This is a genomic window from Pseudoalteromonas rubra, from assembly GCF_005887115.1.
In the GTDB taxonomy this organism is placed as follows: Bacteria; Pseudomonadota; Gammaproteobacteria; order Enterobacterales; family Alteromonadaceae; genus Pseudoalteromonas; species Pseudoalteromonas rubra_F.
In genome coordinates, this window is record NZ_PNCJ01000014.1 from 282154 (window position 1) to 298520 (window position 16367).

At 47.6% G+C, this 16367-nt stretch carries 14 protein-coding genes; 7 read left to right on the forward strand and 7 right to left on the reverse strand.

Annotation, left to right across the window (positions count from 1 at the left end; all coding sequences use genetic code 11):
• Positions 1-19: 19 nt before the first annotated feature.
• On the forward strand, positions 20-859 hold the full coding sequence (locus tag CWB98_RS10605) for an AraC family transcriptional regulator (RefSeq protein WP_138544844.1): 840 nt from the start codon (positions 20-22) through the stop codon (positions 857-859).
• On the opposite strand, the gene CWB98_RS10610 is transcribed toward CWB98_RS10605, so the two are convergent.
• From CWB98_RS10610 to CWB98_RS10635, 6 genes are all read right to left on the reverse strand, one after another.
• Positions 856-3339 carry a hypothetical protein gene (locus CWB98_RS10610; RefSeq protein WP_138544845.1) on the reverse strand — a complete coding sequence of 828 codons (2484 nt, stop codon included), beginning with the start codon at positions 3337-3339 and terminating at the stop codon, positions 856-858. The genes CWB98_RS10605 and CWB98_RS10610 overlap by 4 nt on opposite strands.
• Before the next feature lie 45 nt (positions 3340-3384).
• Positions 3385-3885, reverse strand: a complete 501-nt coding sequence (locus CWB98_RS10615; RefSeq protein ID WP_138544846.1) for a hypothetical protein — start codon at positions 3883-3885, stop codon at positions 3385-3387.
• Positions 3886-3903: 18 nt separating this feature from the next.
• The gene (locus CWB98_RS10620) at positions 3904-4407 is read right to left on the reverse strand and encodes a DUF4402 domain-containing protein (protein ID WP_138544847.1); all 504 of its coding nucleotides are present in this window, start codon (positions 4405-4407) and stop codon (positions 3904-3906) included.
• Positions 4407-5171, reverse strand: a complete 765-nt coding sequence (locus CWB98_RS10625) for a hypothetical protein (RefSeq protein ID WP_138544848.1) — start codon at positions 5169-5171, stop codon at positions 4407-4409. Before CWB98_RS10625 ends, CWB98_RS10620 begins: the two co-directional genes overlap by 1 nt.
• 144 nt (positions 5172-5315) lie before the next feature.
• Positions 5316-6749 (reverse strand): hypothetical protein, encoded by a 1434-nt coding sequence (locus tag CWB98_RS10630; protein WP_138544849.1) that lies wholly within the window; start codon positions 6747-6749, stop codon positions 5316-5318.
• Between the two features lie 59 nt (positions 6750-6808).
• Positions 6809-7303: a DUF1993 family protein gene (locus CWB98_RS10635; protein WP_138544850.1), complete on the reverse strand. Its 495-nt coding sequence runs from the start codon at positions 7301-7303 to the stop codon at positions 6809-6811.
• Between the two features lie 378 nt (positions 7304-7681).
• Here CWB98_RS10635 and CWB98_RS10640 point away from each other — a divergent pair, with 378 nt between their 5' ends.
• The 6 genes from CWB98_RS10640 to CWB98_RS10665 all read left to right on the forward strand — a co-directional run bounded on the left by CWB98_RS10640 (position 7682) and on the right by CWB98_RS10665 (position 14152).
• Positions 7682-8371 carry an ABC transporter ATP-binding protein gene (locus CWB98_RS10640; RefSeq protein ID WP_138544851.1) on the forward strand — a complete coding sequence of 230 codons (690 nt, stop codon included), beginning with the start codon at positions 7682-7684 and terminating at the stop codon, positions 8369-8371.
• Between the two features lie 8 nt (positions 8372-8379).
• The gene (locus CWB98_RS10645) at positions 8380-9711 is read left to right on the forward strand and encodes an ABC transporter permease (RefSeq protein ID WP_138544852.1); all 1332 of its coding nucleotides are present in this window, start codon (positions 8380-8382) and stop codon (positions 9709-9711) included.
• Positions 9712-9720: 9 nt separating this feature from the next.
• A complete protein-coding gene (locus tag CWB98_RS10650; protein WP_138544853.1) occupies positions 9721-10926 on the forward strand; it encodes an ABC transporter permease in 1206 nt (401 codons plus the stop codon).
• 141 nt (positions 10927-11067) lie between these two features.
• On the forward strand, positions 11068-12402 hold the full coding sequence (locus CWB98_RS10655) for an ABC transporter permease (protein ID WP_138544854.1): 1335 nt from the start codon (positions 11068-11070) through the stop codon (positions 12400-12402).
• A gap of 10 nt (positions 12403-12412) precedes the next feature.
• Positions 12413-13621, forward strand: a complete 1209-nt coding sequence (locus CWB98_RS10660) for an ABC transporter permease (RefSeq protein WP_138544855.1) — start codon at positions 12413-12415, stop codon at positions 13619-13621.
• Positions 13622-13777: 156 nt separating this feature from the next.
• On the forward strand, positions 13778-14152 hold the full coding sequence (locus CWB98_RS10665) for a hypothetical protein (protein WP_138544856.1): 375 nt from the start codon (positions 13778-13780) through the stop codon (positions 14150-14152).
• 10 nt (positions 14153-14162) lie between these two features.
• Here CWB98_RS10665 and pbpC read toward each other — a convergent pair whose 3' ends face one another.
• The gene (gene pbpC / locus CWB98_RS10670) at positions 14163-16367 is read right to left on the reverse strand and encodes a penicillin-binding protein 1C (RefSeq protein ID WP_249364659.1); all 2205 of its coding nucleotides are present in this window, start codon (positions 16365-16367) and stop codon (positions 14163-14165) included.

The window sequence follows — 16367 nt, forward strand, 5'->3', positions numbered from 1 at the left end:
TTTAAATATTGGCTTAAATTTGGCATTGAATACTGGTAAACCTGCCCCGGTGCGATTTGCACTGAATCAGTCCGTACGGGTGAAACATATTGCTGAGCAGGGGGTCCTGTTTGAGTGGCATCAGCATGACTGCTTCGAGTTGATCCTGACACTGGGTGCCCGAGGTCGTGGATTTATTGGCGAGGCGATCCATGAGTTTGCTGACATAGATCTGGCCCTGATTGCACCGGGCGTCTCTCATACCTGGGATTGCCAGATACCCTATGAGACAGCAGAGTTGGTAGTCGTGGTGTTGTGGCCAAAGGCTTTACTGGGTGGCCGGATCCCTGAGTTGGCAGCAATGCAGCACTGGCTGGATGGCATTGAAAGTGGCCTGGTGTTTAATCGAGAGACTGCAGAGCGTGTCCGTGAATCTTGTCTGGCGCTTCACGCTGCAAGTCCGCTGCGTAGGATAACTTTATTGTGTGAGATCCTGGATGAACTACAGGCCAGCCCGGCAATCGGGTTCCAATCTGGCTATTCGCGTAATAGTGAGCGTCTGGCCAGTGTGCAGGCATTTGTTGCCAGCCGAGTTGATGAGCAACCAAGCCTGGCTGAATGTGCAAGCTATGTTAATGTCAGCACCGCCACCTTAAAGCGCTGGTTTCAAAATGAGCTTGGCTATTCGTTTTCACAGTACTGTGCATTACTGCGTTGTCAACGTGCTCAGCATTTGCTGGCGACGGAGCGTCGTCCCATTAGCGTGGTGGCACAGCAGTGTGGGTTTAGCAGTGCGGCGTATTTCAATCAGTTTTTTAAAACTCAGACGGGCATGACGCCCACCGCATATCGCCGTCAGTTTAGTTGGCGAAAGCGCTAGTGGACTGGGTCAGCAATGTCATTCGGAATAAGCCTCAAGTCATCCAGCACCACTAGTTGCTCACTCTGTTCGTTCAATGTAAAAGATAACTGGCAAGGATCGCAGGTAAGTGCTTTATCCTCGATATAGTCTGGAGAGATTTCCAGATGGTACGCCCCTTGTTTGAGCTTATCAAAAAAGAAAAACCCATCTGGCTCTGTGTAAAGCACGGTTTTTTCGCCACTTGTCAGGCGGGTCAGTGCAATCGGGATCCGGCCACTGATATCAGCTTCTTCGCCATTTTTATTCATCAGTATGATCAGACCCTCGGCCTCAAACTGCAGGTGAAAGGGGATGTCGAGTGTCTGATTTGCCCCGGGGTGCAGGTTGGCTTCAATCAAGCCAAACTCAGGTTGCAGGTAAAGTGCATCCATTTCGTTGTGTTCTATCTCTAAGGTCGCCGGGCGGTTGCCTGGCAGATATAACAAGGTTTTTTCATCTCCCTGTTCCAGTATGTCGGCCTCATTGCCATTATGCATAATGGTGACATGAGGCAGATAGGGCTCGGAGGCGTCAAAGCGTTGGTTGCTGTTTCTGTCATAAAATGCACGAATTTTCAGTGCGCTGTTATTTCGGGCACTCTGGCTGGTCATAGTGTTCAATGGGCTGGGACCATAGAATGAAAATGAGCACGACAGACCAAATTGCCAGCCACTGGCTTCGTGATAGGCGGCATTGGCGCTGATAGCCAGACTATCAAAGGTTTTTGACAGGGTCAGCGATGAGACATTACGGCGCTCAGACAGTGACCGTCTCAGCTGCAAGGTACCATAGTACCCGGCAAACTGATGGGCATAACTTAAAGCGAGCGTGTTCAGCTCAAGCAGCCCCTGGGTTTTATTCCAGTTGAGTCTGGCTCTTCCCCAGTTACCGCTCAAACTGCCTATCAGTGAATAGCTTTGTTCTCTGGAGTCGCCGCCTTCAATGTGGCCGAAGCTGCCTGCGAGGCTCCCGGACCCTGAACGATAACTGAGATAAGTATCCAAAGATTTGAACTGTACTTTGTTTATCCGGCTGAGGCCAAACGAGGAGCTGGCCTGCCAGTCGGAGAGATTGAGTTCATAGCTTAATGTATTGATCTTTTCTGAGCCAAAGAGGCCAACTCCTTTTTGTGCGGACAGGCTGACGTTGTGTACTTCACTGAGCGGCTTGAGCCACTTAAAGTCATAATACCAGTGTTCGTCTTTACCTGCTTTGACATGCCATTTTGCCTTACCCGGCTGCCCAATACGCTCCCAGCCGAGATAATACAGTGACTTTTTTTGTCGCAGGTTGTGCAGCCACTCTTTGCCAAAATTGATCTCATCCTGATCGGTCAGGACATAGTTAAACTGCGGGTTGATGTACTTCTCTTCGGGATTAAAGCGTGTTTTTCTCAGCACAGAGGCCTTTGTTGTATAGGCGGTCAGGGTTGGATACCACTGTCCGGCGTTATAACCTGACTTAGCTTGTGTCATGACCTCTCGACGTTCACGCCGTCCGTCGGGATGCTGGATCATTAGATGATAGCTATGCTCTGAGTTATAAATCTGCAGTGGGCGAAAGCGATACTGGCCACTGTCATTAACACGTACTAAATCAAATAATGCGTCGTTACGGTATAGTTCGACATCACTGCCGGGCTCTGCATGACCTTCAATAATCAGCGGCTTGCCAGCTGCACTGTGCTGTGTCCCGTATTGAATACCCAGGCCGCCGCCGCTGCTATCAAGTAACACACCTGAAATTCCCTGCAAGTCACCAACCTGGTATTCAATCTTATCGGAAAGTTCTCGTGTGAGCAGTAATTTGCCGTTGAGCTGATCCTGATTAGATTCGGTCAGGACAATGTTCGCCTGGTGATGTGCTAAGTCCTGATTTATTGTCACATAGGCGGTTGAGTTTGTATTGTGCTTACTTTGTGAAGCAGACAGCTGTACATCGACATAGGGTGCTGTGTACCACTGGTACTGGTCTTTTAACACCACCTGATTGGCACGTTTTTTATTCATGGCCGTCAGGATGAGTTTGCGCTCTTCGCGCTTTTTTTCCAGGGACTTAGGGTGTCGTTGTTGTGTGTCAACAATGAGCACCTGAGTTCGGGCATTGAAGGTAGACGCTATGTTGAGCTGGCTTAGCTGATCTGTCCTGATATGGGGCTCACCATCCAGAGTGACTATGCTCTCCTCATCGACGGAGAAGTTCACGGTTTCCCCCCACAACTGACCTGACACTTTTTTACTTGAAAAATCGATGGTTAACTCACTGGTCAGCAAGGTGTTCAGATTGGCCTGTGATATAAAGTAATGGTCGTAATCTGGGGTAATGAGCTCAGTGCCCTCAGGAAAGAGCTGCTTATCAATATACAAATCAGCAAAGATAAAATCGGCGACATCGCCTACTTCCCGAGAGTAGACCAAGGAGGAAAAGCACAATAAGAAAAAGAGATAAAGATACTGCATGCAAAAGGCCCGGCTGGGCCGGACCTTTAGAAAATGATGGGGATCTTACTGGTAAGCCGCAACAAAATCATAAGTAAATGTTTTGGTACCAGGTGCGTTGATGGCAATATCTTTGTCTTCAAGCATTACCACTGCTGACATTGAGACTGACGCCTCACCACCTGCACTCAGCTGAACTGCTGAAGAGAAAGGTGTCAGAGCAAATCTCAGCCCGTCCTGAATTTGGTCAGGCGCAGAATATGAGTAGCTCACAATTGCACGAGGGGTACCTCGTACGGTGAAGATACCTTGCTGACCACCTACATTAGGATCGTTACATAACGCTGAAGCAGTAGGATTAGCAAAGGGCGTGTCTACCGCATAACAGCCGTCACCATTTTTAGATGCTTCGTTTACCAGTAGCTCCGGGAAACTCATTGGCGTTGTTTGCTCGATTTGGATTGGTGCACGTTCCACGACCAGATTAACATCAACCTGATAAGTTGCTGCCACAGAACCAAAACTCATAGCTAATAGTGCGATTGCGCTGGAGGTTTTTTTTAGCATTGTTTATTTCCTTAATTATTATTGGTATACCGCAGTAACTGTGTAGCTGAAAGCGTACTCCCCGCTGCCTGTTTCATAGGCGTTACTGAGTGTTACAATACCTCCTGCACTAAACGTGCCAACTCCCGATTTTTTTATTCTTACGCGCTTATTAAAGCCTCCTGATTTGTTTTGTACTGTAAAGGTTAAACCCTGCTTTGTTTCGTTTCCATATACTTCTATGTCCACGTAACTCCTGGGCTGGCCAGTGATTTCGAATTCAGCTTTATAGCCTCTTAAACCCGGGCAGAGTGACTTTTTAACCGCTTTATTATTTTTTCGCCCATTCGCCTTACACGTGGCGCCTTCCCAGGTTGCAGGGGTTTGCTTAAGTTGAGGAAAGGTTAGAGGTGTCAATAAATTGATGCTGATCCCGGTGGAAAGTGTTTGATTTTTTTGCTGTTGTTTCAGGTATGTCAAAGTATCGACTTCCTGAGCGGTCGTCGATAACAGAGCAAAGCTGGTCAACAAACTGGCTATCATTATTTTAGCATTTGCTCAGAAATAGTGACGGTTTGCTCCTTCAGGAGTTCTTTAGATTCAACATCTTCCAGACGTAATGTCAGTTTTTTGTCGATCAGGGACTGATATTCAAGCGGAAGAGACATATCACGCTGACTTAGCTCAGGATACAAGCTGAACTGGTTGATACGAAAAAGCTCCTCTTCGCCTTCCATCACAACCAAATTTGCGCTGGTATGACCCGGGCCTTGTTTATGCAAACTGACGAGCATATTTTTGGCGTCTTTACTGAAGGCCACGGCACCGAAAGTCAGTTCTGTACTGGATGAGGTATTCTTGATAAAAACAGGAATAATCACTTTGTAATTGGCTCGTACTGTAACGGCACCATTTTGTGGTTGTGATGAACTGGTGCTGAGCGCTTCAACCATCAGGTGGGCACGAAACTCACCGTCAGGGATTTTACCTTTTTTCATCAGGCGGATCTTCTGAAACTGTTTGGGTAATATGTCTTTGGCAACTCTTGGACCTACACGCAGATAGGGCTTGGCTGAGAATTGATATTGCTCAGCAATTTTCAGAGAACCCGTTGCGTCCATTTCCATATCTATCAGTGAGACCCGGTAACTCTGAAGGCTGTCTGAGGTATTGTAGATGCGTAACTCACCGCGGCGAGTTTCCTGATCAAGCACTACCCGATGCCTGTCCAGTTTAAAGGTTGAAGCCCAAGCCTGAGAAGTCAGGATCGAAAACAGCAGTACCAATGTAAAAAATGCTTTGTTCATTCTAATTGCTCTTTGAGTTATTAATTTGATGAGCGCAAATAAAGTGCCGGTATCATATCCTAATCAGATTTGGCTGCAACTATTAGACTGTGAGGGAAGAGTAAGCGTGGGGGAGCCGGCGCTATCTGCCGGCAGGCTCGCAGGTTAGTTTTCAGGCATTACTTGAGAGTCAACCTGATTGGAGCTGGGCTGAGCTGTGGCTTGCTTCATACTTCCCAGGAAGGTCAGGTTTCCAAGGAAATCGGGCAGTATACGTTCACTATTGTAATCGCGAATGTCGTCAATTTGCCTGTCATGAAATGCCTGTAACACGGGGGGAATTGCAAGGCTGGTCCAGCTTTCCAGCGCATCGGAACGCACGAACTGCTCGTTAAAGTGCTCTGCGTCATCAAGTAATTGCTCCCATAGCTGTTGTTGTATTTGTGGTGGCGTGCCTGCTGTATGTTCCAGTGCATCATTGATCCATCCCAGCCCATATTCGTCGTATGCGGTGAGAATATCGGAGTAAAGACGCCCGCGGTCGGATTCGCTGGGGGGCAGGTCCTGTTGTACAACCACATCATTCTTTTCCGTCTGGTAGTATTGGCGGTGTGCGGACAGGTCAACTTGTTGACTTAAATAAGCGAACACATTGTGCTCACTTTCTTTGTCTACTTCGTTCAGCATGGCCAGCATACTGTGTTTCTCAAAAGGTTTTATAACGTTTGCCATATCCAGTATGCCACGACTCTGCGAGAAGGTGCTTTCCTGCAAATGCGTGTTTAGGGTGGCGAGGTCATCTCCTTTAAATTTTCCACTAATGAGTAAGTCGGTATAGCTGTGTAACAATTGCAGATTTTCCGGTGGCTGAGCCAGCTCATACTGCCAGTATTTATCCCGGTCAGATGATGTCATCAAAATACGCTCTCGCCCTTCTTCATCCACACCCACTGGCGAGGTGGGGGCCTGATAGCTGTCACCCTGTTCAGCCAGGCTGGCGAATGTCTGCAAGGTATCGTAAAGCATATCATCGGGCAGACTTGAGAGGGCCTCAACAAGCTCGTCGGGCACATGTCTGCGTTTCTCTAGCGCAAATATCGAGGTATTACCTGCGTCTATCAAAATATCTGCAAGCTGGGAGAGCGCATCATCGTCCAGGCGCTCAGCCAGGGATAAAAGCGATTTACTGGGCTTGATATGTTCGAGCTTATTTCTTTGTTCGGGTGGCAGGCGATCAAGCTGGGCTAAAAAGGCATTGATATCATTTTTATCAGTCAGGTCGCCATAGGCATATTGAGTACTCAGCTGGCCATGCTCATTCTTAGTCATTTCCTGACTGGTAATATAAAATCGTTTGAAACCGAAATAGTCCGGCAGTTGCGCATGTGGCCTTGGGTAAGTAAATGCAGAGGCGAAGTCGTTACCCTGCGCTGGTTGCAGTATCGTGAATTGCGTGTGGTCGATTGGGGTATCATCGGGAGCACTGGCTGAGAGCCCCTGGTTCTGTATATGCTTAGAAATTTCTTGCGAGTTTTCTGCGATGCGACTTTGGCTGGTAATCGTAGCCTTGCCTGCATCGCTGTGAAAGTGAAGCTTCATAAATAACCTTATCCTTGTTACTTAAAGTGTAAAGGTTATCGGCCGTTTATATCAGGACTTTAAGACGGAAATGAAAACCCTGCTGGATAGCGATGAAAACCATCAAAATCCCCTTTGCTCAATGGTAATCCTGCCGTACGGAGGATCGCGTAGGCCATCGAACAGTGGAACAGAAAGTTAGGCCAGGCATAAAATTGAAAATACTTGTCAGGTTCCAGTGTGTGGTTAGCAAACCCAGCAACAAAGGTGATGCTGGCGGGCATTGACTCCCAGGGGTCGTTGTGTAAATTCGTCAGGTATTTTATGGTGTCATCCAGCTCCTCTAGCAGATTGCTTACACTGACCGTTGGACGTTTAAAGTTGATCACTTCTTTATTAAACAGAGGGCAGCAACACCTTAGTGACAGTGCGGCTGCCGTGGACACCTGTTGATGCAGTGGGAACATATCAGGGCACAGTCGCTGAGTCAGTAAATCTTCGGTCATGTCTTCGCGCTGCATAATGACCAGAAGCTGGTTCAGATAATGTAAAAATGGCTCAATAATGTTGTTCATATTTCCCTCGTTTAGACAAATCAGAATTCAGGTTAAAGACGTTTTTTAGCTGGTCGATATGCTCTGTTTTTCTATTAACAAACTAAAACGGTCAAATTCTTTCTTAATTATTATTTTCAATTACCTAGGGCAAATGTAGTAGATAAATTCAGTTGACACATTAGTTTAATGGAACGTTAAAAAACGTGACTTTAGATGGTTTTTTGTGTACCTTCTTGAGTTCGTTGGTCAGCTGTATACGGACTTTATTTTAGACATTAGCCCGCAAAGCTGCCAGCACGGTACATGGGGGGTAGGTACTCCCTGTGCTTGTCTGTCGAAGTGGGGGTATTCTTGCTTCTGATTAATAAGAATAAAGACAAACCATAAGGAAATTTTATGCTTAAAATGTCAAAACTGGCGAAAGCTTATTACACGGATACGGTAAAAACTCAAGCGCTTCAACCATTTGACCTGGAAGTAAAGCAAGGCGAGTTTGTTGCTGTGATCGGCCCGTCTGGTTCAGGTAAAACAACCTTTCTAAATATTGCGGGGCTGCTCGAAGACTATTGTGAAGGTCAGTACACGTTAGACGGTAAAGACGTAACGGGCCTCTCAGACAAGCAAAAATCGCGCTTACGAAATGAAAAAATAGGTTTTATTTTTCAAGGGTTTAATCTAATCCCAGAACTTAATTTGTTCGACAATGTGGAAATGCCACTACGCTATCGCAGCTTTAGCGCCAGTGAGCGCAAGCAGCGAGTGATGGATGCGCTGCAACAGGTAGGCCTAGCGAGTCGAAAAGATCATTACCCACAGCAACTATCCGGTGGACAGCAGCAGCGTGTCGCCATTGCACGTGCACTGGCGGGCAGCCCGGCATTTTTGTTGGCGGATGAACCAACCGGTAATCTGGACTCTAAGATGGCGGATGGCATTATGTCTTTGCTCAAAGATATTAATGCGAAAGGTACCAGTATTTTGATGGTGACGCATGACACCGAACAGGCCAGTCAGGCACAGCGGATCATTGAGATCAGAGATGGTGTATTGAGCGAGCGTCATGCCCCAGAGCAAGCAATTGCTTAGGAATACATATGCTAACCTATTACTTTAAGCTGGCCTGGCTCAGCTTACGTAAGACACCTTTATTGAGCATGCTCATGGTGAGCACGATCGCGTTAGGTATTGCCGCTGCAATGGTGACCTACACCGTCAGTTATATGAAAACCAAAGATCCTTTACCTGGTAAAAGCGACCGTGTTTTCACCGTACAGTTAAGTGTTTGGGGTCCTGATCAGCCTTACCTTATGGTCGATGGTCAGGAAGAAATTCCGGAAATGGTGTCTTATCGGGATGCGAAAAACCTCAAAGCAGCAGGTAAGGCGCAACGCGAGTCGGCACTTGGCCTGTTTAAAATGATGAGTCGTGCTGAGGAACAAACCCAGCGTGATTCACAGATGCGGATGATACGTACTACCCACAACGACTTTTTTGCGATGTTCGATGTGCCCTTTTTATACGGCGGCGCTTGGTCTGAACAGGATGATAGGGCAGGGAATCGGGTTGTTGTTATCACGAAAGCATTGAATGAAGAACTGTTCGGTGGTGTTAATTCTGTAGGTCGCCACATCGTTTTGGGCGACTCTCTGATGCAAGTCGTCGGGGTAATGGACGACTGGTTCCCAATCCCGAAATTTTACTACTTGTCCTCTCATGCTTATCGCGATCCTGAGTCAATTTTTGCGCCACTTGAATATCAGATAAATCAGGAGATTTTCTCTCGCAATGATGTGACCTGGGCGTGCTGGCAGGATATTGAAGATGTTTCGTTCAGCGACTTTATGGCGTCTGATTGTGTTTGGCTATTCTATTGGGTTGAGCTGGAGTCAGATGCAAACAGAGCGCAGTATATGGACTTTATTAACGCCTATGTTGAACAGCAGAAACAGGCGGGTCGGTTTGCCAGAGAAAATCTCAGTCGGCTATTCACCATAGAGGAGTATCTACGCTGGGCGAAAGTCCTCAGTAATGAAAATGATATGGCTGTGTGGCTGGCGTTTGCATTTTTACTGGCCTGTCTGCTCAATTGTATGAGTCTGATGATGACTAAGTTTTATGGCAAGGGGAGTGAAATAGGACTCAGGCGCGCGGTTGGTGCCAGTCGCAGGGATATCTGCTGGCAATTTTTGTGTGAAGCTTTTCTGGTTGGTTTGTTTGGTGGTGTGCTGGGTCTGTTGTTTGCGCAGCTGGGACTGCAACTGGTACAGCAAATATTCACTTATCTTAATGCCACCATTATGCAAATGGATTTGAGGATTATGCTCATGACACTCGGATTGTCTGTTGTGACCAGTATTTTGTTTGGTCTGTGGCCGATTTATCGAGCCGCTCAAATCCAGCCCTCTAGCCAACTTAAGAGTCTGTAGGAGCGGATCATGAAAGATTTTACCGTGATTCTTAAAACGATATGGCGCAGTAAAACATCTCCTTTGCTATTGATATTGCAAATAGCAGTGACCTTCACGATATTTGTCAATGCCGTCTATATGGTCTCACAAAAGCACGATAAAGTGACGGCGCCCAGCGGCCTCAATGAGTCTCAGGTGTTTTCGTTGTTTATTAATCTGCAGGAAAAGGGTGATGCCAGAGTAGCTGAATTTGAACAGGTGATAAGAGATATCAAAGGTCTTGAAACGGTAGACAATGCAATTCCTGTGACATCAGTCCCGATGAGTGGGTTTGGGCGGTCTGTCGATATTGGTTATGGACCGGCAGATGAGGATAAGCTCACCTCAAGTGGCTATTATGGTAGTAATTTTGACAGCCGAGATACGCTGGATCTGGAACTTATCGCAGGGCAATGGTTTGAACAAAGCGATGTCTCGCATTCCTATTATGGCGCACAACCTGGCGCAAAGGTGGTGGTTTCCAGAGCACTCGCGCAGACATTACACCCTGATAACTGGCGCGATGTGCTGGGCAAAACTCTGTATGTTCAGAATGAGCCACAGCAAGTGATTGGAGTGGTGGATAACCTCAAAGCCGTTTGGAGTTTTTGGCGACTGTTCGATCATGTGGTGCTATCTCCAACATTCGAAGTTCATGACAAGGTTGGCATTATGGTTAAAGCGCAACCAGGTACGCTAGAGCAGACAATGTCTGATGTGAAGGAATTGTTGCTGGCAACGCCGGGCAGGCAAATTGACAAGCTCAAGCCTTTTAGTCAGACGCGAGAAGAAAGTTATCGCTCGGATGTTGCTGAGCTGGAAATTCTGAAGTTGGTATTGGTTGGGCTGTTAGTATTGACTATGTTGGCGATATTCGGTCAGGCACGCTTTGCCATTCTTAAGCGGCGCAAACAAATCGGCACTCGCCGTGCGTTAGGCGCGAACCGGGTGCAGGTATTACGTTATTATCTGATGGAAAATCTGATTGTTACGCTTGTTGGGGTTGCCATTGGCGTGATCTGTGCCGTAATAGTTAACACTCAATTGGTGAGCTATTTTGGGTTAGCTCCTGTTCCGGCATACTACCTGCTGGTTGGGGCAGTGATTATGCTATCGGCAGGCCAGCTTGCTGTGATCCAGCCTGCCTGGCAGGCCGCACATGTTTCGCCTGCACTGGCAACACGTAGTGTTTAAATCAGGGGCCACATGGTGTGGCCCCTGATCAAAGGAAATACTAAATAATAATAAAGGAATAAGTATGTTACTTCATTATATGCAATGGGAATTGTTTGTACCTTTTATGGTGTCTTGTCGGCATGTCAGCAGGAGGTTGGCATGTTAATTGGTTACTATTTCAAACTTGCCTGGATAAGCCTTAAAAAGACGCCGCTGTTAAGCGCTCTTATGATAGGCACAATCGCAATGGGCATTGCAGCTACCATGATCACCTCTACCGTCAGTATTATGATGGCGAAGGATCCGTTACCCGAGAAGAGTGAACGCACTTTCTCAGTTCGTTTAAGTAGTTGGAGTCCTGACAAAGCCTATCAGATAGCTGGTGGAGAAGAAGTGATCCCCCCTATGCTGACCTATATGGATACGATGAATCTGTTAGAGGGAGCTAAAGGACAACGACAATCCGCTGTGGTTATGTATAAAAATATGGTACGCAGTGAGTTTCAGACAGAGAAAGAAGCAAAAATGCTGCGCGTCAATTCAGTCAACAATGACTTTTTTGCAATGTTTAATGTCCCTTTCCAGTATGGTTCGCCCTGGTCTGATACAGAAGACAAAGAAGGGGCGGCGCTGGTGGTGTTAGATAAGCAAACAAACGATCGACTGTTTTCCGGCGCCAACTCCGTAGGTCAGCATATCTTAATCGGTAAACACCTGGTTCGGATCGTTGGAGTGCTCGACAGCTGGTCGCCGCTTCCTCAGGTTTTTCATGGACGTCAACACGCTCACAGCCTGCCATTTCCCATATTCACCCCATTCCAGTTTCAGATAAACAATAACTTATTATCAAAAGGCGAAATGAGTTGGCAATGTTGGGCACCACTTGATGACAGTTCGCTGGAGACGTTCCTGGCCTCTGAATGTGTCTGGATCCGTTACTGGGTGGAGTTGTCGTCAGCGGCACAACGTAGCGATTACATGGACCACATTAATGCCTATGTGGAGCAACAAAAAGAGTCGGGGCGTTTTGCTCGCGAAAACCTCAGCAAGGTTTTTAACATCAAGGAATCGCTTAAAGAAGATAAAATTGTAGAAGAAGACGACTTTATTGCTGTTTGGCTGGCCTTCGCGTTTTTGGTGGCTTGCTTACTGAACTGTATGGGCCTGATGCTCATTAAGTTTTATGGTAAAGGGGCTGAAGTGGGACTACGCAGAGCGGTAGGTGCCAGCAAGCAACACATTGCTATGCAATTTGGCTGTGAGACTGTGCTTATCGGCACCTTAGGAGGCTTTCTGGGTCTGGCATTGGCTCAGCTTGGCTTGCGCTTAACCGCCGATATTTTTGCTCATTTACCAGAGGGCTTGATGCAGATGACTTTCCCGCTTGTGATTATGACAGTGGTACTGGCAGTGGTGAGCAGCACGGTGTTTGGATTGTGGCCTATCTATCGGGCTGCTCAGATCCAGCCTTCAGCTCAATTGAAGAGTTTATAGGAGTTGTCACATGAAAGACTTAAAACCGATTTTGAGTACTCTCTGGCGTTCCAAATCAGCACCATTGTTACTGATTTTACAAATTGCCGTGACCTTTACTATTTTGGTCAATGCCGTGTACCTGATCATTCAGAAGGAAGCGTTACTGATTGAGCCGAGTGGCTTGGATGAGGAGGTGATTTTTACACTACACACGAACGTACAAAGTAGTGAGGCAGAGGAAATGATCGCACTGGTTAAGCAGGACTTACGCGATGTGCGTGCTCTTCCCAGTGTTGAAAATGTCACTGTGATGAACTCATTTCCACTTAGCGACTGGGGAAGCTATGCTCCTACGGGGTTAGGACCCACCGAAGAAGACATGAATATCTATACGGGTTACTTTACCGGTGATGAACATGCCATTGCGGCTATGGGCTTAGAGCTGATAGCCGGAGAAGGACCAAGCGAAGCTGAGGTTCAGGATTCAATAGATTTTAGCGCTGATGCAACACAAGCTGTGGTATCTAAAGGGTTTGCAGAGCTGTACTACCCGGATGACTGGCGCGCGATTTTGGGAACTACTGTTTACCTTAATTATGAGCCTTTTATTGTCAAAGGGATCGTTAAAGATCTGAAGTCCGTCTGGCCTGGCTGGTATTCCCATGCCAATACCGTATTGATCCCGTTACGACACATCAGTAGCAACTATAAAATGTTGATTCGCTCGAGACCGGGTGAGCTGGAACAGGCAAAACAACAGGTAGTCAGAGAGTTGATGAAAACACCGGGCCGTCAATTAGATAAAGTGATGGATTACCAGCAGATCCGAGCGGATAAGTTCAAATCGGAAACGGCCGCAATTAAGACGCTGTATTGGGTGATTGTCGGGCTGGTGCTTTTGACTTTGCTGGGAATATTCGGGCAGGCTAGGTTTACCGTGGTTAAACGTCGCAAGCAGATTGGCACTCGTAGGGCGTTGGGAGCCAGCCGGACAGACATACTGCGTTATTGCATGACAGAAAACGCCATTGTTACATCAGTGGGCATTGTTGTCGGTGTGATCTGTGCATTGCTTGCAAATGTGCAGTTAGTCAACCACTTTGATATGGCGCCGGTGCCGGTTGTTTATCTGTTGCAAGTTGCCGGTGTCATCTTGATTGTAGGACAGCTGGCTGTATGTCAACCTGCCTGGATGGCAACCAGAGTCTCTCCGGCTTTGGCGACGCGTAGTGTCTGAGACAGCTAAGCATAACTATACGTAGCACCTAAAATCGATAAAATTTCCCCAAAAGAGTCCTCAGGCACTCTTTTGGGGGTTGTTCATGTCAATTTATAGTTATTTTGTAATTTTGTTCTAACATTATATGAAACTAATGTTATCAGGAATGAAGTTATGCATCAGACTGGCTTACTACCAGCCGAAGATATCTGCTCTGAATCAATAAGTAACAATGGCTGTTATGGTGTTGTTAAATACACTCTGGGTGAGCAGAGTGTTTATGTTAAACAGGTGTTTATCAACCGGCTAGGTGGTGGTGTAAAACCCGACCTCAGTGCAGATGACATTGAGTTTTTCCGATATCTGGATTCTATACTACGGTATTGCTATGTGCTGGTGTATGTCAGAAATGCCTCAACGGGCGATTATGACAGTGCTATTTTTCTTGACGATTACGAAGCCATTCAGGGGATCAGTAAAGAAGAAGCACAGCAGCGCCTGGTCGATTTAAATACGGTTGTGAACTATTTAAAAACCGCGATGAAGTGATCGGTAAATATCAGGGATGTATTACAATATGCTGCTGATCACAGTGCTCTGCCAAACATGCGGTGATCACGACATTTCCCTGATAATCTGATAATGACAAAGTTGCATCGCTGTGAGGGACATGGTTAATGTACCACCGTACGGCATCTGATGGCGCACTCTCTGCGCCCGATACGACTAACCTTAATTCTGATACTTGCCCCGTGTAATAATGCTGACCACTGCGTGGCTGAGTGATGCGCAGCTGGATGTCTTTGCGGCGTAAAAGGGGGGCATTATTGGATGCCAGCCAGGTAGCAAGCTCTGTTGGCCATCGAGACTCAGTGACGAAATCCCCTTCACTTTGCATGGTCGGCGGTGTCATGCCATTGAGTGTATGTGCCTGCAACTGTTTGTGACATGCACCAGCAGGTGTATTGTCACTTGCAAGGCCGCCTGGCCAGCATATCTGCGCAGACATCACCGAAGCCGGCTGGGTTAGGCTGCGGGTGTCGTGGGGCAGTAAGTCGAACACATCAAACATCAGCGGCGCGGCGCGCGTTGCTCCCAGATATCCGACCACCGGGCTGGCATCGGGTCGGCCAACCCAAACGGCCACTGTGTAGTCCGGGCTGACGCCGACCGACCAGAAGTCCCGATAGCCATAACTAGTCCCGGTTTTCCAGGCTATTCTACGCCGATTACTGGGAACAACTCGATCCGGTGCAGAAAGCTGGCTCAACATATCAAAGGTAATCCAGCTTGCCGCGGGCGAGAGCAGTGAAAACTCGGGGCGAGGATAACCAGGGCTGTCTGCAATAAGCGACAAGTCTTGTACGTTGCCTTGACTTGCCAGCGATCGGTATAAGCGGGCAAGTTGTATTAACTCTATGCCAGTGCCACCGAGCCCGACAGCCAGATTGGCATCCTGATGGTGCAATTGAACCTGCGCATTGCGTAACTGATGCTCAAAGCGCTCGGCACCTATCCGGTGTAATAGCTGTATGGCTGGGATATTGAGGGAGTGTTGCAGCGCCTTGGTAGCACTGACAGCACCACTAAAGCGTCCTGTTAAGTTTTGTGGTTTATAGCCATCGAAGTTACTTGGTATGTCACTCATCAGGCTCTGACTGTGGATCAGGCCAAGATCCAGACCCAGTCCATAGATAAAAGGCTTAAGTGTCGAGCCGGGTGAGCGTATTGCACGGATCATATCGACGTGGGCAAAACGACTATCATCGTTAAAATCAACGGAGCCCTGATAGGCCAGTATTTCGGCGCGCTGATTGTGCACGATTAGTACTGCTGCCGAACTCTTGTCGGTTAATCTGTGTTTGGTATTTGCCAGTAATTGACTGAGGCGTTGTTGTAAAGTGTAGTCCAGCGTTGTGCGGATCACATGCTGGGCTGGGTTTTGGCGCTTAAGTCTGCGGCTTAACAAGGGCGCAAGCGGGGCATGCATAGTTTGTTCTAAACGCACCGCTTCTTGGCTAAGCAGGGTGAGTTTTTCGGGCGCCAGTAATTGACTGTCGGCCAGGCGTCTGAGTACCTTGTTTCTCATCGCTTTGGCACGCTCAGGGTATCTGTCTGGGCGATTATATGAAGGCTTTTGTGGCAACACGACGAGTAAGGCAGACTGATTAATCGATAAGGAATGGGCGGACTTATTAAAATAACGCCGTGAGGCAGCCTCGACGCCCTCTATATTGCCGCCAAATGGTGCCAGATTAAGATACAAAGTCAGGATTTCGGACTTGCTGTAGTGCCATTCCAGTTGCAGTGCTCTGGCGATTTGTTTCAACTTTCCTGCAACGGAACGTTCGTGTGGGTCCAGCAGTCTGGCAACCTGCATAGTCAGTGTGGAGCCGCCGGAGATAATTCGCCCATGTGCCAGCCATTGCCACAATGCTCGACAAAGGGCGAACGGATTCACACCAGGGTGATAATAAAACCAGCGGTCTTCGTAATCCAGTAAGGCTGTCAGATAAAAAGGGTCGACGTCCGATACAGTGACCTGATAGCGATGTACACCACGGGCATCACTGAACGACCGTAACTGTTGTCCATCACTGGCTGTCACAACGGTTGCCGGCCCATCCGGATAAGGCTTTGGCAAGGGGTAAAACCAATCCAGCCACTTCAGGAGCAGAAGCAGGCATAGCACCCCTGTGCACAGCGCATACCGAAAAATGCGCGACGGTTGCATCGAACTAATGGCCATTCTCATTGCGCTCAT